The 24634-nt window shown below is 56.6% G+C and carries 23 protein-coding genes, 2 pseudogenes and 1 other annotated feature; of the genes and pseudogenes, 17 read left to right on the top strand and 8 right to left on the bottom strand.

What is annotated here, in order from left to right; translation table 11 throughout:
- Window positions 1-81 precede the first annotated feature (81 nt).
- The 8 genes from ACOTX1_RS11755 (at window position 82) to ACOTX1_RS11720 (ending at window position 8369) form a co-directional block, all read left to right on the top strand.
- Window positions 82-1107, top strand: a complete 1026-nt coding sequence (locus ACOTX1_RS11755) for a zinc-dependent alcohol dehydrogenase family protein (RefSeq protein ID WP_263522120.1) — start codon at window positions 82-84, stop codon at window positions 1105-1107.
- A 113-nt stretch (window positions 1108-1220) separates the two neighbouring features.
- Window positions 1221-2033 carry a sugar-phosphatase gene (gene yidA, locus ACOTX1_RS11750; RefSeq protein WP_023295661.1) on the top strand — a complete coding sequence of 271 codons (813 nt, stop codon included), beginning with the start codon at window positions 1221-1223 and terminating at the stop codon, window positions 2031-2033.
- Between the two features lie 226 nt (window positions 2034-2259).
- Complete coding sequence (dgoR, locus tag ACOTX1_RS11745) at window positions 2260-2949, top strand: D-galactonate utilization transcriptional regulator DgoR (protein WP_003861109.1); 690 nt, start codon at window positions 2260-2262, stop codon at window positions 2947-2949.
- On the top strand, window positions 2946-3824 hold the full coding sequence (locus ACOTX1_RS11740) for a 2-dehydro-3-deoxygalactonokinase (RefSeq protein WP_022650086.1): 879 nt from the start codon (window positions 2946-2948) through the stop codon (window positions 3822-3824). The genes dgoR and ACOTX1_RS11740 overlap by 4 nt, the downstream gene beginning before the upstream one ends.
- Complete coding sequence (locus ACOTX1_RS11735; RefSeq protein ID WP_023315081.1) at window positions 3808-4425, top strand: 2-dehydro-3-deoxy-6-phosphogalactonate aldolase; 618 nt, start codon at window positions 3808-3810, stop codon at window positions 4423-4425. Before ACOTX1_RS11740 ends, ACOTX1_RS11735 begins: the two co-directional genes overlap by 17 nt.
- A complete protein-coding gene (dgoD, locus tag ACOTX1_RS11730) occupies window positions 4422-5570 on the top strand; it encodes a galactonate dehydratase (RefSeq protein WP_003861103.1) in 1149 nt (382 codons plus the stop codon). Before ACOTX1_RS11735 ends, dgoD begins: the two co-directional genes overlap by 4 nt.
- A gap of 180 nt (window positions 5571-5750) precedes the next feature.
- A complete protein-coding gene (locus tag ACOTX1_RS11725) occupies window positions 5751-7088 on the top strand; it encodes an MFS transporter (RefSeq protein ID WP_162184034.1) in 1338 nt (445 codons plus the stop codon).
- Between the two features lie 51 nt (window positions 7089-7139).
- The gene (locus ACOTX1_RS11720) at window positions 7140-8369 is read left to right on the top strand and encodes a DUF3748 domain-containing protein (RefSeq protein ID WP_023315083.1); all 1230 of its coding nucleotides are present in this window, start codon (window positions 7140-7142) and stop codon (window positions 8367-8369) included.
- On the opposite strand, the gene ACOTX1_RS11715 is transcribed toward ACOTX1_RS11720, so the two are convergent.
- Window positions 8366-8698 (bottom strand): YceK/YidQ family lipoprotein, encoded by a 333-nt coding sequence (locus ACOTX1_RS11715; protein ID WP_003861096.1) that lies wholly within the window; start codon window positions 8696-8698, stop codon window positions 8366-8368. The genes ACOTX1_RS11720 and ACOTX1_RS11715 overlap by 4 nt on opposite strands.
- A 247-nt stretch (window positions 8699-8945) precedes the next feature.
- Window positions 8946-9020: a sequence feature (ROSE (Repression Of Heat Shock gene Expression) occurs in the 5'-region of heat shock genes and acts as an RNA thermometer to modulate expression.), on the top strand.
- On the opposite strand from ACOTX1_RS11715, the gene ibpA reads away from it, so the two are divergent.
- From ibpA to ACOTX1_RS11700, 3 genes and pseudogenes are all read left to right on the top strand, one after another.
- On the top strand, window positions 9014-9424 hold the full coding sequence (gene ibpA / locus ACOTX1_RS11710) for a small heat shock chaperone IbpA (protein ID WP_003861094.1): 411 nt from the start codon (window positions 9014-9016) through the stop codon (window positions 9422-9424). Its footprint overlaps the feature before it by 7 nt.
- A gap of 136 nt (window positions 9425-9560) precedes the next feature.
- Window positions 9561-9989: a small heat shock chaperone IbpB gene (gene ibpB / locus ACOTX1_RS11705; protein WP_003861091.1), complete on the top strand. Its 429-nt coding sequence runs from the start codon at window positions 9561-9563 to the stop codon at window positions 9987-9989.
- Between the two features lie 189 nt (window positions 9990-10178).
- A pseudogene (locus ACOTX1_RS11700) lies at window positions 10179-11838 on the top strand (putative transporter).
- Here ACOTX1_RS11700 and ACOTX1_RS11695 read toward each other — a convergent pair.
- Window positions 11818-12552, bottom strand: coding sequence for a GntR family transcriptional regulator (locus ACOTX1_RS11695; RefSeq protein WP_003861087.1), 735 nt, complete (start codon window positions 12550-12552; stop codon window positions 11818-11820). The pseudogene ACOTX1_RS11700 and the gene ACOTX1_RS11695 overlap by 21 nt on opposite strands.
- 222 nt (window positions 12553-12774) lie before the next feature.
- Between ACOTX1_RS11695 and ACOTX1_RS11690 the strand changes: the two genes are divergently transcribed.
- From ACOTX1_RS11690 to ACOTX1_RS11675, 4 genes are all read left to right on the top strand, one after another.
- On the top strand, window positions 12775-14397 hold the full coding sequence (locus ACOTX1_RS11690) for an alpha-glucoside-specific PTS transporter subunit IIBC (protein ID WP_022650091.1): 1623 nt from the start codon (window positions 12775-12777) through the stop codon (window positions 14395-14397).
- Window positions 14394-15716 (top strand): 6-phospho-alpha-glucosidase, encoded by a 1323-nt coding sequence (locus ACOTX1_RS11685; RefSeq protein WP_023315086.1) that lies wholly within the window; start codon window positions 14394-14396, stop codon window positions 15714-15716. Before ACOTX1_RS11690 ends, ACOTX1_RS11685 begins: the two co-directional genes overlap by 4 nt.
- A 92-nt stretch (window positions 15717-15808) precedes the next feature.
- Entirely contained in the window at window positions 15809-16156 is a 348-nt protein-coding gene (locus tag ACOTX1_RS11680) for a YidH family protein (RefSeq protein ID WP_023315087.1), read from the top strand.
- Window positions 16146-16493, top strand: coding sequence for a DUF202 domain-containing protein (locus ACOTX1_RS11675; protein ID WP_022650092.1), 348 nt, complete (start codon window positions 16146-16148; stop codon window positions 16491-16493). Before ACOTX1_RS11680 ends, ACOTX1_RS11675 begins: the two co-directional genes overlap by 11 nt.
- Window positions 16494-16525: 32 nt before the next feature.
- Here ACOTX1_RS11675 and dsdA read toward each other — a convergent pair whose 3' ends face one another.
- Both dsdA and dsdX read right to left on the bottom strand, forming a co-directional pair.
- The gene (dsdA, locus tag ACOTX1_RS11670; RefSeq protein WP_022650093.1) at window positions 16526-17812 is read right to left on the bottom strand and encodes a D-serine ammonia-lyase; all 1287 of its coding nucleotides are present in this window, start codon (window positions 17810-17812) and stop codon (window positions 16526-16528) included.
- 17 nt (window positions 17813-17829) lie between these two features.
- Window positions 17830-19167 carry a D-serine transporter DsdX gene (gene dsdX / locus ACOTX1_RS11665; protein ID WP_003861075.1) on the bottom strand — a complete coding sequence of 446 codons (1338 nt, stop codon included), beginning with the start codon at window positions 19165-19167 and terminating at the stop codon, window positions 17830-17832.
- A gap of 204 nt (window positions 19168-19371) precedes the next feature.
- On the opposite strand from dsdX, the gene dsdC reads away from it, so the two are divergent.
- Both dsdC and ACOTX1_RS11655 read left to right on the top strand, forming a co-directional pair.
- Entirely contained in the window at window positions 19372-20298 is a 927-nt protein-coding gene (gene dsdC, locus ACOTX1_RS11660; RefSeq protein WP_003861073.1) for a DNA-binding transcriptional regulator DsdC, read from the top strand.
- 84 nt (window positions 20299-20382) lie between these two features.
- A pseudogene (locus ACOTX1_RS11655) lies at window positions 20383-21468 on the top strand (cellulase family glycosylhydrolase); the annotation flags it as partial.
- On the opposite strand, the gene emrD reads toward ACOTX1_RS11655, so the two are convergent.
- The 4 genes from emrD to tisB all read right to left on the bottom strand — a co-directional run bounded on the left by emrD (window position 21374) and on the right by tisB (window position 24230).
- Window positions 21374-22558: a multidrug efflux MFS transporter EmrD gene (gene emrD / locus ACOTX1_RS11650; protein ID WP_003861070.1), complete on the bottom strand. Its 1185-nt coding sequence runs from the start codon at window positions 22556-22558 to the stop codon at window positions 21374-21376. The pseudogene ACOTX1_RS11655 and the gene emrD sit on opposite strands and share 95 nt — an antisense overlap.
- 175 nt (window positions 22559-22733) lie before the next feature.
- Window positions 22734-23567: a DMT family transporter gene (locus ACOTX1_RS11645; protein WP_023315089.1), complete on the bottom strand. Its 834-nt coding sequence runs from the start codon at window positions 23565-23567 to the stop codon at window positions 22734-22736.
- A gap of 62 nt (window positions 23568-23629) precedes the next feature.
- Entirely contained in the window at window positions 23630-24076 is a 447-nt protein-coding gene (locus ACOTX1_RS11640) for a GNAT family N-acetyltransferase (RefSeq protein WP_003861064.1), read from the bottom strand.
- A gap of 64 nt (window positions 24077-24140) precedes the next feature.
- A complete protein-coding gene (tisB, locus tag ACOTX1_RS11635; RefSeq protein WP_017383683.1) occupies window positions 24141-24230 on the bottom strand; it encodes a type I toxin-antitoxin system toxin TisB in 90 nt (29 codons plus the stop codon).
- Between the last annotated feature and the right edge of the window lie 404 nt (window positions 24231-24634).

The following is a 24634-nucleotide window of genomic DNA, read 5'->3' as shown; positions in this document are numbered from 1 at the left end:
GGGAAAACTTATCGCCACTGGTGACGCTGAGTCAACGGTAGACTGTCAGAACTGAAAATCATCTGATGACAGGAGAAAAAAATGACAGCAACAATGCAACGCTGGTCAATGGATGCCCTTGGTCGTGAAAGCCTCAGGCTCGTTCAGGAGCCTGTTCCACAGCCAGGCTCGGGGGAGGTTCGCGTACGGGTAAATGCCGTTGCGCTCAACTACCGGGATAAAATGGTGATTGAAGGCACGATGCCGATTCCGCTTTCCTTCCCGTTTACCCCAGCATCTGACATGGCAGGCGTGGTGGACAGCATCGGTGAAGGCGTTACGCGTTTCAAACCCGGCGCACGCGTCATCTCAACCTTCTTCCCGGAATGGATCGACGGCAAGCCGCAGGCAGACGCGCGCGATTTGCCCTATAAAACGTCCGGTGGATACTTCCAGGGCATGCTGGCCGAATATGTGATTGTGAGTGAAAACGCGCTGGTGGCGTCCCCGGAAAGCCTGGATGACGCTGAGGCCAGTACGCTTCCTTGCGCGGGGCTTACCGCATGGTTCGCGCTGGTGGAGCGCGGTCATTTACGCGCCGGGCAATCGGTGCTGGTACAAGGGACGGGCGGTGTGGCGCTATTCGCTTTGCAGATAGCAAAAGCGCACGGCGCAGAGGTGTTTGTCTCCTCGGGAAGTGATGAAAAACTGGCGCGGGCCAAAAAGCTGGGGGCCATCCAGGGCATCAACCGACTGAAAGGCGACTGGGCTGAAAATACGCTGGCACTGACGCAGGATCGCGGCATCGACCATATTATCGAAACCGTGGGTGGGGAGAACCTGAGACATTCCCTGCGCGCCGTTGCCGTTCATGGGCGGATATCGGTCATTGGCGTGCTGGCCGGGACAGAAATTTCTCTGCCTGCAAGCGAGCTGTTGCTGAAATCCCCCGTCATTCAGGGGATTGGGGTTGGACACCGCCGGGCGCTGGAAGATTTTGTCCTTGCTGTTGATGTCACGGAGTTAAAACCGGTGATTGAGCATCGCTACCACTTTGACGAGCTGGAACAGGCGCTTGAGCATCTGGATCGCGGTGCGTTTGGCAAAATCGTTCTCACCCGCGAGTGAGTTCCCGTTCCCGGGATAAACGTGAAAGGGGCTTTTTGTTGCGCAAGGTAGCTCTATTTTTGTGTGCTTAATCGCGTTAGCATGAGGTAGCACTCATTTATCCCGGGGACCCCATGGCCATCAAACTCATTGCAATCGATATGGACGGCACGCTGCTGCTGCCAGACCACACTATCTCTCCTGCCGTTAAAAATGCGATCGCCGCCGCACGCGAAAAAGGCGTGAACGTGGTGCTCACCACCGGACGCCCGTATGCCGGGGTGCACAGTTACCTGAAAGAGCTGCACATGAACCAGCCTGGTGATTACTGCATCACCTATAACGGCGCGCTGGTGCAAAAGGCAGCCGATGGCAGCACGGTGGCGCAAACGGCACTGAGCTATGATGACTACCGGTTCCTGGAAAAACTCTCCCGCGACGTGGGCTCTCACTTCCACGCGCTAGATCGCAATACGCTTTACACCGCCAACCGCGATATCAGCTACTACACGGTGCACGAGTCCTACGTTGCAACCATTCCACTGGTGTTCTGTGAAGCGGAGAAAATGGATCCGGCAACCCAGTTCCTGAAAGTGATGATGATTGATGAACCTGCGGTTCTCGACAAAGCCATTTCACGCATTCCGGCTGAGGTAAAAGAGAAATACACCGTGCTGAAAAGTGCGCCGTACTTCCTCGAAATCCTCGATAAACGCGTCAATAAAGGCACGGGCGTCAAATCGCTTGCCGATGCGCTGGGCATCAAGCCTGAGGAGATCATGGCGCTGGGCGACCAGGAAAACGATATTGCGATGATCGAATATGCTGGCATGGGCGTGGCGATGGATAACGCCATCCCGTCGGTAAAAGAAGTGGCGAACTTCGTGACCAAATCTAACCTGGAAGACGGCGTTGCCTGGGCGATCGAGAAATTTGTCCTCTCCTAGCAGCTGTCTGTAATCATCAGTCTCGGTTATCTACCGGGGCTTTTTTTGGCCCTGAATTTATCAAATTGTTCTTTTTGTGATCTGGATTGTAGTACAACATTAACTGATTGTACTACATTGTCGCCACGGCAAAGACGAAAGGCCTCACGTTTGTACTGCAAAAGTGAGGCGAAATTCAGCGGTCGCGGTAAAGTAGTGATGGACTTACAGAGCACAAGGACTCTCCATGACACTCAATAAAACCGATCGCATTGTCATCACGCTGGGCACTCAGATTGTGGGTGGCAAATACGTTCCCGGTTCGCCGCTGCCAGCAGAGGCGGAACTGTGCGAGGAGTTTGAAACCTCGCGCAACATCATCCGGGAAGTGTTCCGCTCGCTGATGGCGAAGCGGCTGATTGAAATGAAGCGCTATCGCGGCGCGTTTGTGGCGCCGCGTAACCAGTGGAACTACCTCGATACCGATGTTCTGCAATGGGTACTGGAAAACGACTACGACCCACGGCTTATCGGCGCGATGAGCGAAGTCCGAAATCTGGTGGAACCGGCCATTGCCCGCTGGGCGGCAGAGCGCGCAACGTCAGGTGACCTGGCACAGATTGAGTCGGCTTTAAACGACATGATCGCCAATAACCAGAATCGGGAGGCGTTCAACGAGGCGGACATTCGCTACCACGAGGCGGTATTGCAGTCGGTGCATAACCCGGTGTTACAGCAGCTTAGCGTGGCGATCAGCTCGCTACAGCGAGCAGTATTTGAACGTACCTGGATGGGTGATGAGGCCAACATGCCGAAAACGCTTCAGGAACATAAAGCGCTGTTCGATGCGATACGGCATCAGGACGGCGATGCGGCAGAGCAGGCGGCGCTGACCATGATCGCCAGCTCGACACGAAGGTTGAAGGAAATCACATGACATCACGCTACATCGCAATTGACTGGGGATCGACCAATCTGCGCGCCTGGCTCTACCAGGGTGAGCAGTGCCTGGAACGCAGGCAATCAGAAGCAGGTGTGACGCGCCTGAACGGTAAATCCCCAGCAGCGGTGTTAGCAGAGGTGACACAAAACTGGCGCGACGGTACTACGCCAGTGGTGATGGCCGGAATGGTCGGCAGTAACGTAGGCTGGAAGGTTGCGCCTTACCTGTCGGTTCCGGTGCATTTCACTGCCGTTGGCGAGCAGTTAACGTCCGTTGGCGACAATGTCTGGATTATCCCCGGTTTATGCGTCTCTCGCGACGATAACCATAACGTGATGCGCGGTGAAGAGACGCAACTGCTCGGGGCGCGCACGCTTTCTCCTTCTTCTGTCTACGTCATGCCCGGGACGCACTGCAAATGGGTCCAGGCGGATGCTGAGCAAATTCATGACTTTCGCACCGTAATGACCGGCGAATTGCACCACTTGCTGCTTAAGCATTCGCTGGTGGGGGCCGGTTTGCCGGAGCAGACCCCTTCGCCGGAAGCGTTTGCCGCCGGGCTTGAGCGCGGGATCGCATCCCCTGCCGTTTTGCCGCAACTTTTTGAGGTTCGCGCCTCGCACGTGCTGGGAAATCTTCCGCGCGAACAGGTCAGCGAATTTCTGTCCGGCCTGCTGATTGGCGCAGAGGTCGCCACCCTGAGCGACGCGTTCGCCGGGCAGCAGGCCATCACGCTCGTCGCGGGTTCATCGCTGACGTCTCGTTACCGCCAGGCGTTCCACGCTATCGGACGGGATGTTGCTGCGGTGGAAGGCGACACGGCATTTCAGGCAGGCATAAGGAGCATCGCTCATGCAGTGGCAAACTGAACTTCCCCTGATCGCGATTTTGCGCGGTATCACGCCCGGTGAGGCCTTAGCGCACGTTGGCGCGGTGATCGACGCCGGGTTCGACGCGGTGGAAATCCCGCTCAACTCCCCGGAGTGGGAAAAAAGCATTCCGGCAATTGTGAAGGCGTTTGGTGATAAGGCGCTGATTGGCGCTGGCACCGTATTACAGCCGGAGCAGGTGGATGAACTGGCGAAGATGGGCTGCAAGCTTATTGTCACACCGAATATGAACCCCGAGGTGATCCGCCGGGCGGTGGAGTACGGCATGACCGTTTGCCCGGGTTGCGCCACGGCTACAGAAGCCTTTGCCGCCCTCGATGCAGGCGCACAGTCTCTCAAAATTTTCCCGTCGTCGGCCTTTGGTCCGGATTACATCAAAGCGCTGAAAGCGGTCTTACCCGCCAGCGTGCCGGTCTTTGCCGTGGGCGGCGTCACGCCGGAAAACCTGGTGCAGTGGATAAAAGCGGGCTGTGTGGGCGCCGGGCTGGGCAGCGATCTCTATCGTGCCGGACAGCCCGTTGAGCGTACCGCACAGCAGGCGGCAGCATTTGTGAAAGCGTATCGAGAGGCAGTGCAATGAAAATAACCAAACTCACCACGTACCGTTTACCCCCGCGTTGGATGTTCCTGAAAATCGAAACCGACGAAGGCGTGGTTGGCTGGGGCGAGCCGGTGATTGAAGGCCGTGCGCGCACCGTTGAAGCCGCGGTTCACGAGCTGGGCGAATACCTGATTGGCCAGGATCCGGCGCGCATCAACGACCTGTGGCAGGTCATGTACCGGGCGGGATTTTACCGTGGCGGTCCGATCCTGATGAGCGCCATCGCCGGTATTGATCAGGCGCTGTGGGATATCAAAGGCAAAGTGCTGAATGCCCCGGTCTGGCAATTAATGGGCGGCCTGGTGCGCGACAAAATCAAAGCCTACAGCTGGGTGGGCGGTGACCGCCCTGCGGAAGTGATCGACGGTATCCGGCAACTGCGCAACATCGGTTTTGACACCTTCAAACTCAACGGCTGCGAAGAGATGGGCGTTATCGACAACTCGCGCGCGGTAGACCGGGCGGTGAACACCGTGGCGCAAATCCGCGAGGCTTTCGGCAACGAGATTGAGTTTGGCCTGGATTTCCACGGCCGCGTCAGCGCGCCAATGGCCAAAGTGCTGATTAAAGAGCTGGAGCCGTATCGCCCGCTGTTTATCGAAGAGCCGGTGCTGGCCGAGCAGGCGGAATACTATCCGAAACTGGCTGAACAGACGCACATTCCCATCGCGGCGGGTGAACGCATGTTCTCGCGCTTCGAGTTTAAACGCGTGCTGGAAGCGGGCGGCATTGCGATCCTGCAACCGGACCTCTCCCACGCGGGTGGCATCACCGAATGCTACAAAATTGCCGGAATGGCAGAAGCCTACGATGTGGCGCTGGCCCCGCACTGTCCGCTTGGGCCAATTGCGCTTGCGGCCTGTCTGCACGTCGACTTCGTCTCGCGCAATGCGGTGTTCCAGGAACAAAGCATGGGCATTCACTATAACAAGGGCGCGGAGCTGCTCGACTTTGTGAAAAACAAGGAAGACTTCAGCATGGAAGGCGGTTTCTTTAAACCGTTAACGAAGCCGGGCCTTGGCGTGGAGATCGACGAAGCCAAAGTCATTGAGCTGAGTAAAAGTGCGCCGGACTGGCGTAACCCACTGTGGCGTCATGAAGACGGTTCCGTAGCCGAGTGGTAAATGCGCGTCATACTTCGCGCTGGTGATGCGTTGGCTGCGTTTTCTTACCCCGGTCACATACTTTTGTATGCTCCCGGGGATGCGAAAACTTGCCGCCTTCCCCCAGCACGAATTATTTAGCGTATTCCGTTTACGTTTTTAATTAAAAAAACCAAATACACCCTCTGTAAATTACAGGGCATGGTGAGCGGCTTCGCTATGCCCAAAATCTGGAGACAGATTGCGATGGATATTCCAGTTACTGCTGCAAAAACCGGGCGTCGTCGTTACCTGACGCTGATCATGATCTTTATTACCGTGGTCATCTGTTATGTCGACCGCGCCAACCTTGCCGTGGCATCGGCTCATATTCAGGAAGAGTTTGGCATCACCAAAGCGGAAATGGGCTACGTCTTCTCGGCGTTTGCCTGGCTGTATACGCTCTGCCAGATCCCGGGCGGCTGGTTCCTTGACCGCGTGGGGTCGCGTCTGACCTACTTTATCGCTATTTTTGGCTGGTCCATGGCGACCCTGTTCCAGGGCTTCGCCACCGGGCTGATGTCACTGATTGGCCTGCGCGCCATCACCGGGGTGTTTGAAGCGCCCGCGTTTCCGACCAACAACCGCATGGTGACCAGCTGGTTCCCGGAACACGAACGCGCTTCCGCTGTTGGTTTTTACACCTCCGGGCAGTTTGTTGGCCTGGCATTTCTGACGCCGCTGTTAATCTGGATCCAGGAGCTACTGAGCTGGCACTGGGTGTTCATCGTCACCGGCGGGATCGGCATTATCTGGTCGTTAATCTGGTTTAAGGTTTATCAGCCGCCGCGCCTGACCAAAAGCATCACCAAAGCCGAACTGGACTACATCCGCGACGGCGGTGGCCTGGTGGACGGCGATGCGCCCGTGAAAAAAGAGGCGCGCCAGCCGCTGACCAGAGCGGACTGGAAGCTGGTCTTCCACCGTAAGCTGGTGGGCGTTTATCTGGGTCAGTTCGCGGTGACTTCCACGCTGTGGTTCTTCCTCACCTGGTTCCCGAACTATCTGACCCAGGAAAAAGGGATTACCGCGCTGAAGGCGGGCTTTATGACCACCGTACCCTTCCTTGCGGCGTTTTTCGGCGTCCTGCTCTCGGGCTGGCTGGCGGACAAACTGGTGAAAAAAGGCTTCTCACTGGGCGTTGCGCGTAAAACGCCTATTATCTGCGGCCTACTGATCTCTACCTGCATCATGGGAGCGAACTACACCAACGATCCGGTGTGGATCATGACCTTGATGGCGGTAGCGTTCTTCGGGAACGGTTTTGCCTCCATCACCTGGTCGCTGGTGTCGTCGCTGGCGCCGATGCGTCTGATTGGCCTGACCGGCGGCGTGTTTAACTTCGTTGGCGGCCTGGGCGGGATCACCGTGCCGCTGGTCATCGGTTACCTGGCGCAGGACTACGGCTTTGGTCCGGCGCTGGTGTATATCTCTGCCGTGGCGCTGATCGGGGCGCTCTCCTATATCCTGCTGGTCGGCGACGTGAAACGAGTAGGCTAATCCCTTCGGATGTTTTACCCTGATGCGATAACCGCGCATCAGGGTATTTTCATGAAACAAATCACCTTCGCTTCCCGCAACCACCAGCTCACCAACATCAACACCTGGACGCCAGACAGCCAGTGGCTTGTCTATGATGTCCGCCCGTCCGGCGCGTCGTTTACCGGTGAAACCATTGAGCGGGTCAATGTTAGTACGGGCGAGGTTGAGGCGATCTACCGTGCGACTGACGGCGCGCATGTTGGCGTGGTAACCGTTCATCCGGCGCAGGAGAAATATGTTTTTATCCACGGCCCGAAAAACCCGGATGCAGACTGGCAGTATGATTTTCACCATCGTCAGGGGGTGATTGCGCACAATGGTCAGGTGAGCAATCTTGATGCGATGGATATCACCGCGCCTTACACGGCAGGTGCGCTGCGTGGCGGCACCCACGTTCACGTTTTTAGCCCGAACGGGCAGTTCGTCAGCTTTACCTATAACGACCATGTGCTGCACGCGCGCGATCCGCAGCTGGATTTGCGTAACGTTGGGGTGGCGGCGCCTTTTGGTCCGGTAAACCCACAGGGGAACCATCCGCGGGAATATGCCGGAACCTTCTGGAGCGTACTGGTAAGCCGGACAACGCCGAACCCGAAACCGGGCAGCGATGAGATCAACCGCGCCTATGAAGAGGGCTGGGTGGGCAACGACAGGCTGGCGTTTATCGGCGATACGGTGTCTGCGAAAGGCGAGAAAGTGCCCGAACTGTTTATTGTCGATCTTCCCAAAGACGAGCAGGGCTGGAAACGAGCGGGCGATGCGCCGTTGCAGGGAACGCCGGATACAATGCCCGCGCCGCCTGCGGGCGTCATGCAACGCCGCCTTACCTTCACCCATCAGAAGGCGTATCCGGGGCTGGTGAACGTGCCGCGCCACTGGGTGCGCAGCAATCCACAGGGGACGCAGGTTGCGTTTTTAATGCGGGACGATAACGGCGTTGTGCAGCTGTGGCTTATCTCCCCTGAGGGCGGCGAGCCGCGCCAGCTGACCCACAGTGAAAGTGATATCCAGTCGGCTTTTAACTGGCATCCTTCTGGCCGCACACTTGGGTTTGTGCTCGAAAGCCGCATTGCCTGCTGCGATGCGCAGACCGGTGAGGTGACGTTTTTGACCTCCGATCATGGCAATCCGCCGTCTGCTGACGCTGTGGTGTTTTCCCCGGATGGACGATTTATTGCATGGATGGAAGCGAAGGACGGTTTCCGCCAGCTGTGGCTAACGGAAACCGCACAGAATTAGCGTGGAGGCATCGCTGCGGGCGGGATGACGGAGTTGGTTGCCAGCGTCTCCTGCTCGCTTTTCTCAACGCGCGAACGCACTGAGCTGTCGGTGCGGAACATATCCCACGGCAGCAAAAGCGTATCGGCAACCGCCGTAAACGGCATATCAAGAATCGCCAGAGATTTGGTACCCCAGTTTGTCTCATCATCAGAGATCATTGCGGCACTGGCGCGCGTCCCCGGATATGTTCCTTCTTTACCGCCGGTGTGCGACATCACGCTCGAACACCCGCAAAGTAAAACAACCCCGCTGAACGTCGCCAGCTTAATCAGAACATTTCTCATCATCACTCAGTCATCATTAGTAGCACGGCATTGACCTGCAACTCAGGGTTATAGCGAGGCGCGTCCAAAATGGATAGCTCCAAACTCCCGCACTGTGGTCGCCATCGCAATTTAACCCTTTGTGCTGTGCCCCTGAGTCTATGCGACAACCAGCAAAGTGCAAAAAAATCTCACATCAACAGGCTTGAAAAGGCCGTATCCATACCCATTTTAAGAATGTAACCCGATAACGGACACGCCTGATGGGTGTTCGGGGAAGCAGAAGCCTGTCCATGGTGGAAGGCTACATTTTCTCGCTGATTTCAGGAGCATTTATCTATGCGTAATTTCGATCTCTCTCCGCTATACCGTTCTGCCATTGGTTTTGATCGTCTGTTCAACCACTTAGAAAACAACCAGAGCCAGAGCAACGGCTATCCTCCTTACAACGTTGAACTGGTTGACGAAAACCACTATCGCATTGCGATTGCTGTTGCCGGTTTCGCAGAGAGCGAACTGGAGATCACGGCGCAGGACAATCTTCTGGTGGTGAAAGGCTCCCATGCGGGCGAGCAGAAAGAACGAACCTACCTCTACCAGGGTATCGCAGAGCGTAACTTTGAACGCAAGTTCCAGCTGGCTGAGAACATCCACGTCAAGGGCGCGAACCTGGTGAACGGCCTGCTGTTTATCGAACTGGAACGTGTGATTCCGGAAGAGAAAAAACCGCGTCGTATCGAAATCAATTAATTAAGCGGGTCGCGGCTGCGGCCCACCTGAAATTGCTTGCCGTAAAGGGAGCATATGCGAATCCGCAAGGGTTTGCAGGTACAACTGTGCACAAAATTAAACTGTGCCGAACTCGCTTCTCAGAAGGAGATTTAGTATGCGTAACTATGATTTTTCCCCCCTGCTGCGTCAGTGGATCGGTTTTGACAAACTGGCTAACGCGCTGCAAAGCGCAACCGAACAGCAGACCTTTCCGCCGTACAACATCGAAAAAAGCGATGATAACCACTACCGCATCACGCTTGCGCTGGCCGGGTTCCGCCAGGAAGATCTCGACATCCAGCTTGAGGGTGCGCGCCTGACCGTGAAAGGGTCACCGGAAAAACCAGACACCGAGACCAAATGGCTGCATCAGGGGCTTGTCACTCAGCCGTTTAGCCTGAGCTTTACCCTGGCAGACCATATGGAAGTTTCTGGCGCGACGTTCACTAACGGGCTGCTGAACATTGACCTCACCCGTAACGTGCCGGAAGCCATTGCGCCTCAGCGCATCGCCATTAGCGAACGCCCGGCGTTGAATAGCTAATCGTGTGCGGGCTGGTGCCCTCACCCCGACCCTCTCCCTGTGGGAGAGGGTGCAAACACTAAAAACGGTCACCTTCGGGTGACCGTTTTGCGTTTACCTTCGGCTTTTATGTGCGCCATCGCCCATACAACCGCCGCCAGTTCTGAGAGAATCCTTATAATAACTAAGGTTATACACAGGATGTGGAACATGAGTGATATCGCGTTAACCATCAGCGTGTTGGCCCTTGTCGCGGTAGTGGGGCTATGGCTGGGGAATATCAAAATCCGCGGCGTCGGGTTTGGGATTGGCGGGGTGCTGTTCGGCGGGATTTTTGTCGGCCATTTTGCCGACCAGCTTGGGTGGGTGCTCAGCGCCGATATGCTGCATTTCATCCAGGAGTTCGGCCTGATCCTCTTTGTGTATACCATCGGTATTCAGGTGGGGCCGGGCTTCTTCGCTTCCCTGCGCGTCTCCGGTTTACGCCTTAATCTCTTTGCCTTCGGCATCGTCGTGATGGGTGGGCTGGTTACCGCCATTCTGCATAAACTCTTCGCGATTCCGCTGCCCGTTGTGCTGGGCATCTTCTCCGGCGCCGTCACGAATACGCCCGCGCTCGGGGCGGGCCAGCAAATTCTGCGCGATCTGGGTATCCCTGCTGATGTCGTCGATCAGATGGGGATGAGCTACGCCATGGCCTATCCGTTTGGCATTTGCGGTATTTTGCTCTCGATGTGGCTGGTGCGCGTGCTGTTCCGCGTTAACGTCGAGCAGGAGGCAAAAGAGCATGAAAACGCTGACCAATGGCCATGCGCTCATTAAAACTATCAATATTCGCGTCGAAAACCCTAATCTGAACAATATGGCGATTCAGGATGTTCCCATTCTGAACAGCGCGACCATTATCTGTTCCCGCCTGAAACGTGATGAAACGCTGATGGTGCCTTCACCGGATACCCTTATTCAGCACGGCGATCTCCTGCATCTGGTAGGGCAACCGGCGGATTTAAACAATGCCCGGCTGGTGATTGGTCAGGAGGTGGATACCTCACTCTCAACCCGTGGAACGGACATGCGCGTGGAGCGGGTGGTAGTGACCAATGAAAAGGTTCTGGGCAAGAAAATACGCGATTTGCAGGTTAAAGAGCGTTATGACGTGGTGATCTCCCGGCTTAACCGCGCCGGTGTCGAGCTGGTGGCCAGCCAGGATGCCAGCCTGCAATTCGGTGATATTCTCAACCTCGTCGGGCGTCCTTCATCTATTGATGCCGTAGCGGACATGGTGGGCAACGCCCAGCAAAAACTCCAGCAGGTGCAGATGCTGCCGGTCTTTATCGGCGTCGGGCTTGGCGTCATGCTTGGCTCCATCCCCCTGTACGTGCCCGGCTTCCCGGTAGCACTGAAGCTGGGTCTGGCAGGCGGGCCGCTCATTATGGCGCTTATCCTCGGGCGTATCGGCTCCATCGGTAAGCTCTACTGGTTTATGCCGCCGAGCGCTAACCTGGCGCTGCGGGAGTTGGGCATCGTGCTGTTTCTGGCGGTGGTGGGGCTGAAATCCGGCGGCGATTTTGTCGATACTCTGGTGAACGGCGAAGGGATGAGCTGGGTAGGATACGGCATATTTATTACCGCTATCCCACTGATAACTGTCGGATTATTGGCGCGTATGTTCGCTAAAATGAACTATCTCACGCTGTGCGGCATGCTGGCCGGTTCCATGACCGATCCGCCCGCGCTGGCGTTCGCCAATAACCTGCACGCCACCAGCGGCGCGGCGGCGTTATCCTACGCCACGGTTTATCCGCTGGTGATGTTTCTGCGCATCATCACCCCGCAGCTACTGGCGGTGCTATTCTGGGGGATGGGCTAATAAGTCTTCCGGGTGGATACGCCGCAGATGGTAGTCCACCTGGTAATCGCTTGTGTTCCGGAACATCACGGAATAATTGAGGAACTCGCCGCTGTCGCTGTAGGAAAGGGAAGTGATGCGCAGCAGCGGCGTCTGTTCCGGCACATTCATATAACCGGCCAGCTGTTTATCAGCCAGCACCGGCGTCAGGCTCTCGTAGTTGCCGCTGATGGTGATCCCACACTCCTTCTCGATGTAATCAAACTTAGACCCTTCGAGATGCGCCAGGGAAAGATTGCGGAACAGCTTCACCGGCATAAAGCTGTCCTCCAGCATCAGCGGTTTTCCGTCCACGTAACGCACCCGCCTTGAAAAATAGATCCGCTCATCAACCTGAATCCGCAGCTGGCTGGCGATGGCGGGCGGCGCGGGCATCACTTCAAACTGCAACACCTTGCTTTGCACTTCTTTCCCCTGCTGGCGCAATACCTCCACCAGCCCAGTCAGGTTAGTCGTTTCATGATGAACGTCTTTGCGCGCCACGAACGTCCCGCTACCGTGTCGACGTTCAACCAGCCCCCAGCTTACCAGCAGATCCAGCGCTTTGCGGACGGTCATCCGGGCTACGCCAAACTCCTTTGCCAGCGCTTTTTCTCCGGGTAACGGACTGCCAATGTTGTAGTCCGAAGAATTCAGCCGCAGCCGTAGCCGATCGGCAATTGATTTGTAGATCACCAGTAGACCTCTCTGCGCACATCATAGCGTGGAATACGTCTTAACTTGTCCATGTTTAGTTTAAAAAGTAGACCTGATTGGTCAAATTAAAACCATGAATGCGATCACGAATCGCAGCGGCACGCCATGTTCCCGCATCAGTAACTTCTTATGCTCACCTCAGGCCAGTAAAAAACCATAAAGGCCTCTATCCCCTACAGGTTGTTTCATGAGGATTTAAAAATGCTCAGTCAAATACAACGTTTTGGCGGCGCCATGTTCACCCCGGTTTTGCTGTTTCCCTTTGCCGGGATCGTGGTTGGGATCGCCATCATGCTTCGCAATCCGCTGTTTGTCGGTGAGGCCTTAACCGCGCCTGATAATCTGTTCGCGCAAATTGTTCACATCATCGAAGAGGGCGGCTGGGCGGTGTTCCGTAATATGCCGCTGATTTTTGCTGTCGGCTTACCGATTGGCCTGGCAAAGCAGGCGCAGGGCCGCGCCTGTCTGGCGGTGCTGATTAGCTTCCTGACCTGGAACTATTTTATCAACGCGATGGGGATGACCTGGGGCCACTTCTTTGGCGTCGACTTCTCTGCTGAACCCACTGCCGGCAGCGGGCTGGCGATGATTGCCGGAATCAAAACGCTTGATACCAGCATCATCGGGGCGATTATCATTTCCGGGCTCGTCACCGCCATCCACAACCGATTTTTCGACAAGCCGTTGCCGGTCTTTCTGGGGATTTTCCAGGGCACCTCGTTTGTCGTTATCCTCGCGTTCTTCGTGATGATCCCCTGCGCCTGGCTGACGCTGCTGGGCTGGCCGAAAGTGCAGATGGGCATTGAGTCGTTGCAGGCCTTTCTACGTACCGCTGGCGCGCTGGGCGTATGGGTTTATACCTTCCTGGAACGCATTCTGATCCCAACCGGATTACACCACTTTGTCTACGGCCCGTTTATCTTCGGCCCGGCTGCGGTAGAAGGCGGCATTCAGGTCTACTGGGCACAGCACCTTCAGGAATTCAGCCAGAGCACTGTGCCGCTGAAAACGCTGTTCCCGGAGGGCGGATTCGCGCTGCACGGCAACTCTAAGGTGTTTGGCTCAGTCGGTATTGCGCTGGCTATCTGGTATACCGCGTCACCGGAGAACCGCGTCAAAGTGGCAGGTCTGCTGATCCCGGCCACGCTTACCGCCGTGTTGGTGGGCATTACCGAACCGCTGGAGTTCACCTTCCTGTTTATCTCGCCTTTGCTGTTTGCCATCCACGCCGTGCTGGCCGCAACGATGGCGACGGTGATGTATATCTTCGGGGTGGTGGGGAACATGGGCGGCGGTCTGCTGGACCAGTTCCTGCCGCAAAACTGGATCCCGATGTTCCATAACCACGCCTCGACGGTATTCACCCAGATTGGCATCGGCCTCTGCTTCACCGGGATCTACTTCGTGGTCTTCAGAACGCTTATCGAACGTCTGAATCTCAAAACGCCGGGCCGGGAAGAGAGCGAAATCAAGCTCTACAGCAAGGCCGACTATAAGGCCGCTCGTGGGCAAACCACCGCCCCGGCGGCAGCCAGCCAGCAGGTCGGACAGGCCGCTGGGTTCTTACAGGCGCTCGGCGGCGCAGCGAATATCGAAAGTATCAATAACTGCGCCACCCGCCTGCGTATCGCCCTGGTGGATATGACGAAAACCCAAAGCGATGACGTATTCAAAGCCCTGGGCGCACACGGTGTGGTGCGGCGCGGCAACGGCATACAGGTGATTGTCGGTCTGCACGTTCCTCAGGTGCGCGACCAGCTGGAATCGCTGATGAAAACCCCTTTAACAAACGAACAAACCACTCTGACAGAGGCTATATCATGAAAAAATTCTCAGTTGTTATTGCAGGCGGCGGCAGTACATTCACGCCTGGTATCGTCCTGATGCTGTTAGCCAACCGTGACCGTTTCCCGCTGCGTGCGCTGAAGTTCTATGACAATGACGGAGCACGTCAGGAGATCATCGCCGAGGCGTGTAAAATCATCCTTAAGGAGCAGGCGCCGGAGATTGAATTTAGTTACACCACCGATCCTGAAGCGGCCTTTACCGATGTGGATTTCGTGATGGCGCATATTCGCGTTGGCAAATATCCCATGCGTGAAAAAGATGAAAAAATCCCGCTGCGCCACGGCGTGCTGGGCCAGGAAACGTGCGGGCCGGGCGGCATCTCCTACGGCATGCGCTCCATCGGCGGCGTGCTGGAGCTGGTGGATTACATGGAGCAGCACTCCCCGAACGCGTGGATGTTGAACTACTCCAACCCGGCGGCGATTGTCGCGGAAGCCACGCGCCGCCTGCGTCCGAACGCGAAAATTCTCAACATCTGCGACATGCCGATCGGCATTGAAGGACGTATGGCGCAAATCGTGGGCCTGAAAGACCGCAAAGAGATGCGCGTGCGCTACTACGGTCTGAACCACTTCGGCTGGTGGACGTCGATTGAAGATCAGAACGGCAACGATCTGATGCCGAAGCTGCGCGAATACGTGGCGAAAAACGGTTATGTTCCGCCTTCGGAAGATGTGCATACTGAAGCGAGCTGGAACGATACCTTCGCCAAGGCCAAAGACGTACAGGCGCTGGATCCGGACACCATGCCGAACACCTACCTGAAGTATTACCTGTTCCCGGACTATGTGGTCGCCCATTCCAATCCGGAGCGTACCCGCGCCAATGAAGTGATGGATCACCGTGAGAAGCATGTATTCAGTTCATGTCGGGCGATTATCGAAGCCGGTCATTCTTCTGCCGGTGAACTGGAAATTGACGAACATGCGTCGTACATCGTCGATCTGGCGACCGCGATTGCCTTTAACACCCAGGAACGCATGCTGCTGATTGTGCCTAACAATGGGGCTATCCATAACTTTGACGCTGACGCGATGGTAGAAATCCCTTGTCTGGTCGGCCACAACGGACCGGAGCCGCTGACCGTGGGTGATATTCCGCACTTCCAGAAAGGGCTCATGAGCCAGCAGGTGGCGGTGGAAAAACTGGTGGTGGACGCCTGGGAGCAGCGCTCGTATCAGAAACTCTGGCAGGCGATTACCCTGTCGAAAACCGTACCGAGCGCATCGGTGGCGAAGGCGATTCTGGACGATCTGATTGAAGCGAATAAGGATTACTGGCCAGAGCTGCACTAATCTTTCTGACCGGCATCGCCTGATGCCGGTCTCCTTGTCCTGGCTGAATTACGCTATGCTGAAGCCTGCATGCAGCACGACAAGGAACTTTCATGAACATTTCCCGCCTCGGTGAAGCACCGGACTACCGCTTCTCACTGGCTAACGAACGCACGTTCTTAGCGTGGATCCGCACCGCCCTGGGCTTTCTGGCCGCAGGCGTCGGCCTTAATCAGCTCGCCCCCGATTTTGCCACCCCGTTGATTCGCGAAGTGCTGGCCCTGCTACTGTGCCTGATTGCCGGCGTGCTGGCGATTTATGGCTATCTGCGCTGGCTGAGAAATGAAAAGGCGATGCGTCTGAAGCAGGATCTCCCCTACACGCGCGGCTTGCTCATTATCAGTACGATTTTGCTGATGGTTGCGGGCGTAGTGATGTTACTGGTGCTGTATGCCGGATAGCCGCAAAGCGCGGCGGGAAGCGGACCCCGGCCTTCAGCCAGAGCGAACCTCGCTGGCCTGGCTGCGCACGCTGCTGGGGTATGGCGCGCTGATCGCTCTTGCCATTAAGCACAACTGGCACCGCACGGGGGCGCCATTCTGGATCTCCATTGTTGTGCTGGCGCTGGTAGCCATCATTTTATGGCGCTACACCCGCAGCCGTAACCTGATGGACGTGTCGCAGAACGACTTTGCGCAGCCGAAAGCGGTGCGGGATAAGTTCCTCATCGCCCTGGCCGTGCTGTCGTTGTCACTGCTGTTTGCGGTAACCCACATTCAACAAATTTTGCACCTGTAGGCCGGGTAAGGCGCAGCCGCCACCCGGCATAATTACTTCCCTTTCGCTAAATATTTCGCCATCTCGTCTTCCGGCACCATGCCGCCGCCGGTCGCCCACACCAGGTGGGTAACGTTCTCATCGGCATCGACGCGCAGCGGCCCGGCCATCCCCGCCAGCGCCGACGGCTCCAGGCGAATCCTTTCCTCCTGCGCCAGCCAGCCGAGCATGTCGTACATGCTTTGATCGGAGAGGGTATAGAACCCGTCGAGCAGGCGCTCCATCGCGCGGCCCACGAAGCCGGAGGCACGTCCTACCGCCAGTCCGTCCGCCGCCGTCACGTTATCAATACCCAGGTCCTGCACGGCGATTTCATCGTGCAGCCCGGTATAAACGCCCAGCAGCATGCACGGTGAGTGCGTTGGCTCCGCAAAGAAGCAGTGGACGTTATCGCCAAAGGCCAGCTTCAGGCCAAAAGCCACGCCGCCGGGGCCGCCGCCGACGCCGCACGGCAGATAGACGTACAGAGGATGATCGGCATCCACCACGCGGCCCTGTTCGATAAACTGCGCCTTCAGGCGCTCGCCAGCAACCGCATAGCCCAGGAACAGCGTGCGTGAATTCTCATCGTCAATAAAGAAGCAGTTCGGATCGCTTTCCGCCGCTTTGCGTCCCTGCTCCACCGCCACGCCGTAATCCTGCTCATATTCAACGACGATCACGCCGTGGCTGCGCAGTTTGGCTTTCTTCCACTCGCGGGCGTCGGCGGACATATGCACGGTCACCTTAAAGCCAATGCGTGCGCTCATAATGCCGATGGACATCCCCAGGTTGCCGGTTGAGCCCACCGCGATGCTGTACTGGCTGAAGAAGTCCTTAAAGCGCGGCTCCAGCAGAACGCTGTAGTCGTCTTCAACGCTCAGCAACCCGGCTTCCAGCGCCAGTTTCTCCGCATGGGTCAGCACCTCATAGATGCCGCCGCGCGCTTTGATCGAGCCGGAAATCGGCAGATGGCTGTCTTTTTTCAGCAGCAGCGTGCCTGTAACAGGCTTCGCAGATTCTTTCTCCAGCCGCGCCTGCATCGCCGGGATCGCGACCAGGTCGGATTCGATAATCCCGCCCGTTGCCGCCGTTTCCGGGAACGCTTTCGCCAGATACGGCGCGAAGCGTTTCAGGCGCGCGTGCGCGTCGTCTACGTCGGCTTTCGTCAGCCCGACATACGGCAATCCTTCCGCCAGCGTCGTGGTGCGAGGGTTAAGCCAGGTGGTTTCTTTCAGGGCAATCAGATCCTCAACCAGAGGAAACTGTGCGGTTAAAGTAGTGATAGTTGCGTTTTCCATAATACGTCTCTTCGCGCTCAGATAATGAAAGAAAGCAGGAATGTGCCGCCAAGTGCAAGCACCGAGGCGATAAACGTCGCCGTCGTATAGTATTTGAAGGTCTCATTCAGGGTCGCGCCGCAGTACTGCTTCACCAGCCAGAAGAGAGAGTCGGTCACGATCGTGCAGCCAATAGCGCCGGACCCGATGGCAATGGTGATGATCTCCGGGCTTACGTTCGGGTAGAGCGGCAGCATCGGCGCCACTATCGCCGTGGCACCCATCATCGCTACCGTTGCCGAACCCACGGCGGCGTGCAGCACCAGTGCCACCAGCCAGGCGAGAAGGATAGGGTGCATATGCAGGTTCGAGAGAATATGCGCCAGCGTCTCCGCCAGACCACTGATTTTAAGGATGGCGTTGAACGCCCCGCCCGCACCGATAATCAGCAAAATGTTGGCGATAGAGCCAAAGCCGTGCTCCGTATGGATCAGCATTGCGCCCATGCCCATGTGCTGGCGGATCCCCAGCAGGTAGTAGGCGACAAACACGGCGATAAACATCGCGGTGATGGGGTTGCCGATAAACTCCAGCAGGGTATACAGCGAGCCTTCTTTTGCCATGTTCAGCTCGGCAATGGTTTTCACCAGCATCAGGGCAATCGGCAGCAGCACGGTGAACAGCGTGGCGCCCAGCGACGGCAGAGTGTGCTCTTCCCGCACCTTCAGGTCTGAAAATTCCGCCGGAACCGGCTTATAGGGCAGACGGTTGCCGAGCAGCTTCAGGAACAGCGGGCCACCAACCAGAGACGCCATCAGGCCCACCACCAGACCGTAGACAATCACCGTCCCGACGTCCGCCCCTAATTTGTTGGTGACAAATAGTGCGGCCGGATGCGGAGGCACCACGCAGTGCACTGCCATTAGTGCGGTACAGAGCGGAATGGCCAGCTTGAGCAGCGACGTGTTGGTCTTTTTGGCGATGGAAAACGCCAGCGGGATCAGCAGTACCACGCCCACTTCAACAAACAGCGTAATGCCGCAGATCAGGCCGACCAGGACCATAATCACGTCCGCCGACAGCCAGCGGCAGCGCTGCAACGTAATCCCGATGCGCTCTGCCGCGCCGGAGACTTCCATCATTTTGCCGAGAATAGTGCCAAGACCGATAACCGCCGCCAGGAAGCCCAGCGTACCGCCAATCCCGCTCTCAATGGCGTTAACCATATCCAGCGGGCTCATCCCCATCATCGCGCCAACGAAAAAGCTTGCCAGCAGCAGCGCGAGGAACGGGTGAAACTTCAGTTTTACGATGGTTAAAACAATCAACACGATGCTGACAAGCAGCGTTGCCACAACCCAGACCTGAGATCCCATATCTCACCTCACCCTTATGTCATCTGGGGATATTGGACGAAAAAACGGCTTGGGCTGACAAACGATATAAATTGGCGTTCAGATGAGCCAGATTGGATCAACTGAGTGACTGGACTCTAAAAAGCGCACTTATTTTGCCGTTGGTTCACATAAATTCATTCTTGAGCGGTATGCTGTACGCAGAAATTACGTGTGGGAATTGTGATGACCGATGCGAATGAAGGCAGAAACCGGCTGTTAAACGGCTGGCAGCTGTCGAAAATGTACACCTTTGAAGTGGCTGCCCGGCATGAGTCCTTCGCCCTGGCGGCGGCGGAGCTGTCGCTCAGCCCCAGCGCGGTGAGCCACCGCATTAACCTGCTGGAAGAGGAGCTGGGCATTCAGCTGTTTGTCCGCTCACACCGTAAAGTGGAGCTGACGCAGGAAGGCAAGCGCGTTTACTGGACGCTGAAATCGTCCCTCGACACCCTGAATCAGGAGATCCTGGACATTAAAAACCAGGCGCTGTCAGGTACGCTAACGGTGTACTCCCGGCCCTCGATCGCCCAGTGCTGGCTGGTGCCGATGCTGGGGGATTTTACCCGCCGCTACCCGTCGATTTCACTTACTATTCTGACTGGTAATGATTACGTCAACATGCAGCGAACCGGCATCGATCTGGCGCTCTATTTCGACGATACGCCGCCAAACCACCTTTCTCATCACTTTTTGATGGATGAAGAGATTTTGCCCGTCTGCTCGCCAGCGTATGCCCGGGAGCATGAACTGCTGAAAAACCCCCATAACCTCAGCCACTGCACGTTACTGCACGACCGTCAGGCCTGGAGCAATGATTCCGGTACGGATGAGTGGCTGAGCTGGGCGCAGCATTTCGCGGTGAATATGCCGTTATCATCGGGTATTGGCTTCGATCGTTCTGATTTAGCCATTATCGCGGCCATGAGTAATGTCGGGGTGGCGATGGGGAGAAAGCGGCTGGTGCAAAAACGTCTCGAACGGGGGGAGTTGATCGCACCCTTTGATGGGGAAACCCTCAAGTGCCATCAGCATTATTACGTCTCAACGCTTCCCGGCCGTCAGTGGCCGAAAATTGACGCCTTTATCGGCTGGCTAAGAGAGCTGGCGGGTTGAAGAATTATTACGCTTTCGCTCTACACCAAATGTGAAAAAGCGTGCTAAATACAGGTAATGCTTTTGATTTTTCCAGGGTAAACCGTGTTAAAGCCTTTTATTGCCACTGCGATCTTACTCTCTTCCGGCTGGGCGACTGCCGCTGAGCCGCCGCTGACGGCTGCCCGTTATGCGCAGCAGCTGGGCGTCGGGATGGATGTGGACTGGGCACGCACCGAGCGCGGTATCCGCGAATTCGACCCGCTGGTGGTCCGTGATTTTCAGGCGAAAGGCATACACCATGTCCGTATTCGGGTGGCGGGCGAACCGACGGAAGCGCGGCTGATTCACCTGCGTAAGCTGGTGGAGGCCTGCGAGCAATACGGCGTCATCCCCATCATCGCTTATCAGGCCGATGAATATAAAAACGACCCGAAAGCGGATACCGAAAAAGAGGTGATTAACTGGTGGATTGCCGTGGCGCACTATTTTGGTCAGCGCTCGCCGTTGCTGGGCTTTGACCTGATCTACGAACCGGCGGACAAGCTCAACCACAACGTTGCTTCGCTCAACCGGGTGTATGAGAAAGCGATCAAAGACATTCACGCCATTGATGCCAGCCGCATGATTTTTATCGCCCCTCGTCTGCGCGCCGCGCCGGAGGATTTATCCAGCCTGAAGCTACCCGCGCACAGCCAGAATTACCTGCTGGCGGAGTGGCATATTTTCCCCTGGGGTCCGCTGAAAACGAACGGTAAATACCCGTGGACGTCCGGAACTGCGGCTGAGAAAGCGGCTATCCGTAACCGAATCAACGCCGCGCTGCACTGGCAACAAAAAACCGGGCATGTGAGCTGGGTTGGCGGCTGGGGGGTGGGCGAATCGAAAAGCCTGACGCCAACCGCCTCGCAGATGGCGTTTGCCACGTTTATGGCGTGCGAGCTGCAACATGCCAACATCCCGTATGCGATAAACGCCGATGTTCAGTTTTATGACGGGGAAGAGGGGGCGTGGCGGCCTGCCCCAGAGCGGCTATTGCAGGCGATGATTGCGCCCGTCTGTGAAAAGCCCGGCGAGAAGCCGGGCCATCATTCGGTTAAACCGGCTGTTCGTGATGCGAGACACGCGACGCCAGCGGCAGCCAGCACAGCAAAATCAGCAGCCCCATCAGGGTCATCAGCAAGCCTAAACTCGCCTGCCCGGTCTGCGGCATCATAGCCGAAAGCCAGGCCAGCGCGCCGGAACCGATGTTCTGCAAACCGCCCACCAGCGCGCCTGCCGTGCCTGCGAGGAACGGGAACGGCTCCATCGCGCCGCTGGTGGCGAGGGGAAACAGCATGCCCGCGCCGAAGAAGAACAGCGCTGCCGGGATGAGCAACGTCCAGACCGACATTACGTCAAACAGCCCCGGGATCCACATCATCAGCCCGGCCAGCAGACAGCTGATCACCGACTGCCACATCAGGGTGGAGAAACGCTTGTTCGGACGTCCGGCGAACCATGCGCCGAAGAACGCCGCCGGGATCGGCAGAATAAACAGAATACTCACCACCATACTGCTCAGGCCAAGGCCCGCGCCCAGCAGCACGCCGGAACAGGCTTCAAACACCGCAATGCCCGCCAGGCCGCCGATTAGCATCAACAGATAACAGGTAAAGGACCCATTACCGAACAGCGTTTTGTAGCTGGCGATGAGCTTCGTGCGCGGCGCGTCTTTTGGGCGGGTTTCCGGCATCCAGCGCCCCATGCTGAAGGTGACAATAATGCACAGCACCAGCAGGAAGGCATAACAGGCGCGCCAGGACCAGACGGTGTCCAGCAGACCCCCAATCAGCGGGGCCAGCAGCGGGCTGACCAGAATACCCATATTTAACAGACTGTTGGCGTGGCGAAGCTGTGTGCCCTGGTACATATCACGCGGCAGGGTACGCGCCATAACCCCGCCGACGCCGGTGCCCACACCCTGAAGGGCGCTGGCGGCAATCAGGACGGTCAGGCTGTGAGTGGTAATGGCGATCATCGTCGCTACCATGAAAATGCTCATGCCCACCAGAATGACCGGACGACGCCCGACGCGATCGGACAGGGGACCATAAACCAGCTGTGAAACGCCATAGGTTAGCAGATAGGCTGCCATCACGCTCTGGACTGCACCTTCGCGGACGCTCAGATCTTTTGCCATATCGGCAATCGCTGGAATGTAGATGGTTTGCGCCATCTGCCCGACGGCCACCAGTAACACCAGCATCAACAATAAGTTCACGTTCCGTTGCTTTTTCATGTCGCTGAATACTTTTGCCAAAAGAGATAAATGAAGAATAAGTGACTATGCATTCCCATAAATGCGCGAGGAATCTACCACAGAGAGATGACAATTTAAGCATTACTGTGATGAATGACAGAAGACGTGAAGGCAGGATTTGTAAACAAGATCGGCAACTAATGTTGCCAGTGAATTACGCCAGGCGCAGCAGGATCGCACCGGCAGCAATTCCCAGTGCCGCCGCGATGCGCAGGCCGGCAACCTTCTCTTTTAAAAGCACAAATGCGATTAATGCGCCGAAGAGAATAGAGGTTTCACGCAGTGCGGCGACCACAGCCAGCGGTGCCTGGGTCATCGCCCAGAGTGCCAGACCGTAAGATCCCATCGTCCCGACGCCGCCGAGCAGCCCTTTTTTCCAATGCAGGCGCAGGTAGCTGGACGCTTCGCGACGCCGCGCCACCATTGCCCAGCTCAGCAGACAGAAACCGTTCATGAAGAAGGTCCAGAGCGTGTAGCCCAGCGCAGTGTCCGAGAGTCGCACACCGGTGCCGTCCACCAGGGTATACCCGGCGATAAAACAGGCGTTCAGCAGCGCCAGCCAGATCCCCTTGCGTGACTGCATGCGGCCGTTCATCGCCATCGCCAGAATCGAAAGACAAATGACCCCAATGCCGGACCACGCAAACCGGGAGAGATGATCCCCGAGCACCATTACGCTGATCAGCGCCACCAGCATAGGGGCCGTCCCGCGCATAAGGGGGTAGGTCTGGCTCATGTCGGAGACCTGATAAGTTTTTGCCACCAGTACCGTATACACCACCTGTAACGCACAGGAGACGAACAAATATGGCCAGCTTGCGGCAGTTGGCTGAGGAGAGAAGGGCAGTAAAATCAGGGCAATAAGCGCGGCTGAACCGCTGACCCCGATCGCCGAGTAGAGTTTATCCGTTCCGGCTTTAACGATGGCGTTCCAGCTGGCATGCAGCAGTGCGGCGAACAGTAAAATGCAGAAAACGGTGATGGTCATGGCGTATCGGTTGGTGAAATGTCATCCAACTGTAACATTCACCCGTCGATGCTGCCAGCCGCTTACACTGCGCAAAAAAGGCGGTGCGTCACCCGGGGTTCGTCTGACACCAGCCTGAAGCCCGCCCGATGGTAAAATCCGTACGCGGTTTCCGGCGCATGGGTATTAAGAAAATCAAACCAGATGCTGGCATCCGCCATCACCACGGTCAAAAGTTGTTTGCCAATGCCCTGCCCACGGCACTTTTCGCTGACGTAGAGATGACGAATACGTCCGGCGCGCGGCTGCTGGCTGAACGGATCGCGGTTGAGGCCGCACACGCCCACCAGCCTGCCGTTAAGAAACGCCCCCAGCAGTTTTTCACCCGGCGCGTTAAAGCGGTTTTCACCCCGCTGCCAGTTCTCTTCCAGCCTGCGCAGCATATTGAAATTCAACGCGATACTCTCCGCCTTCAGGGCGATATACCCGGGTTCATCGGGCGTGACGGGCTCAATTAACAGACGCGACATAGCATTCCCTCGTTATTAAAGAGGGGCGGTTGCCCGCCCCTCTCAGGTGCGACTTGAACCTGAATCACCGAACGTATTTCAGGACAGCATCAAGCAGTTGCAATACAGCAACAATGAGTTTGAGGACAAGTATGACCATATCCACGACGCTCATACGCGTCTCCTTTTGGTTAAAAGGAGCACGATGCTGGCGTACCTTTCCGCCGCCTGTGGCCAGCACCTGGATTGACGTAACACAGTGTGCTCACTTCAGGGGTTAAGGCACTGACGGCACCACCCGTTTCAGCCAGGACTTCGTTGCGCCGGTAAACTGCGGCCCCCTCGCTCACTGCGAACACCCTCAGTATAGATAAATACTGTATGCATGAACAGTATTTTATGGACAAATTTTGGAAGGCGATCCATACTCAAAAACGTCAAAATCCGTGCCGGAATTGCGCGTTCGTCTTCGATCGCGTATACTTTTCGCGTTGACGTAACACAGTGTGTTCTGCGGCAACCAACCGCAAAACCCTGATAAAAACCTCGCTTAGGCGGGGTTTTTTGTTTTCTGGTCTG

The sequence above is a fragment of the Enterobacter cloacae complex sp. IR5401 genome, assembly GCF_049238425.1.
Classification (GTDB): domain Bacteria; phylum Pseudomonadota; class Gammaproteobacteria; order Enterobacterales; family Enterobacteriaceae; genus Enterobacter; species Enterobacter hormaechei_C.
Note: the sequence above shows the minus strand (reverse complement) of the source record. Positions and strands in the feature narration are given on the sequence as shown.

Excerpts from the sequence above, each read along its gene's own strand:
- dgoR (WP_003861109.1), top strand. The coding sequence starts at position 2,260 with ATGACACTCAATAAAACCGATCGCATTGTCATCACGCTGGGCACTCAG.
- dsdX (WP_003861075.1), bottom strand. The coding sequence starts at position 19,167 with ATGGGATCTCAGGTCTGGGTTGTGGCAACGCTGCTTGTCAGCATCGTG.
- ACOTX1_RS11680 (WP_023315087.1), top strand. The coding sequence starts at position 15,809 with ATGAACATTTCCCGCCTCGGTGAAGCACCGGACTACCGCTTCTCACTG.
- ACOTX1_RS11645 (WP_023315089.1), bottom strand. The coding sequence starts at position 23,567 with ATGACCATCACCGTTTTCTGCATTTTACTGTTCGCCGCACTGCTGCAT.
- tisB (WP_017383683.1), bottom strand. The coding sequence starts at position 24,230 with ATGAGCGTCGTGGATATGGTCATACTTGTCCTCAAACTCATTGTTGCT.
- ACOTX1_RS11720 (WP_023315083.1), top strand. The coding sequence starts at position 7,140 with ATGAAACAAATCACCTTCGCTTCCCGCAACCACCAGCTCACCAACATC.
- ACOTX1_RS11685 (WP_023315086.1), top strand. The coding sequence starts at position 14,394 with ATGAAAAAATTCTCAGTTGTTATTGCAGGCGGCGGCAGTACATTCACG.
- dsdA (WP_022650093.1), bottom strand. The coding sequence starts at position 17,812 with ATGGAAAACGCAACTATCACTACTTTAACCGCACAGTTTCCTCTGGTT.
- ACOTX1_RS11690 (WP_022650091.1), top strand. The coding sequence starts at position 12,775 with ATGCTCAGTCAAATACAACGTTTTGGCGGCGCCATGTTCACCCCGGTT.
- ACOTX1_RS11725 (WP_162184034.1), top strand. The coding sequence starts at position 5,751 with ATGGTGAGCGGCTTCGCTATGCCCAAAATCTGGAGACAGATTGCGATG.
- dgoD (WP_003861103.1), top strand. The coding sequence starts at position 4,422 with ATGAAAATAACCAAACTCACCACGTACCGTTTACCCCCGCGTTGGATG.
- emrD (WP_003861070.1), bottom strand. The coding sequence starts at position 22,558 with ATGAAAAAGCAACGGAACGTGAACTTATTGTTGATGCTGGTGTTACTG.
- ibpB (WP_003861091.1), top strand. The coding sequence starts at position 9,561 with ATGCGTAACTATGATTTTTCCCCCCTGCTGCGTCAGTGGATCGGTTTT.
- ACOTX1_RS11740 (WP_022650086.1), top strand. The coding sequence starts at position 2,946 with ATGACATCACGCTACATCGCAATTGACTGGGGATCGACCAATCTGCGC.
- ACOTX1_RS11755 (WP_263522120.1), top strand. The coding sequence starts at position 82 with ATGACAGCAACAATGCAACGCTGGTCAATGGATGCCCTTGGTCGTGAA.
- ACOTX1_RS11715 (WP_003861096.1), bottom strand. The coding sequence starts at position 8,698 with ATGATGAGAAATGTTCTGATTAAGCTGGCGACGTTCAGCGGGGTTGTT.
- ACOTX1_RS11735 (WP_023315081.1), top strand. The coding sequence starts at position 3,808 with ATGCAGTGGCAAACTGAACTTCCCCTGATCGCGATTTTGCGCGGTATC.
- ACOTX1_RS11640 (WP_003861064.1), bottom strand. The coding sequence starts at position 24,076 with ATGTCGCGTCTGTTAATTGAGCCCGTCACGCCCGATGAACCCGGGTAT.
- ACOTX1_RS11675 (WP_022650092.1), top strand. The coding sequence starts at position 16,146 with ATGCCGGATAGCCGCAAAGCGCGGCGGGAAGCGGACCCCGGCCTTCAG.
- ibpA (WP_003861094.1), top strand. The coding sequence starts at position 9,014 with ATGCGTAATTTCGATCTCTCTCCGCTATACCGTTCTGCCATTGGTTTT.
- yidA (WP_023295661.1), top strand. The coding sequence starts at position 1,221 with ATGGCCATCAAACTCATTGCAATCGATATGGACGGCACGCTGCTGCTG.
- dsdC (WP_003861073.1), top strand. The coding sequence starts at position 19,372 with ATGACCGATGCGAATGAAGGCAGAAACCGGCTGTTAAACGGCTGGCAG.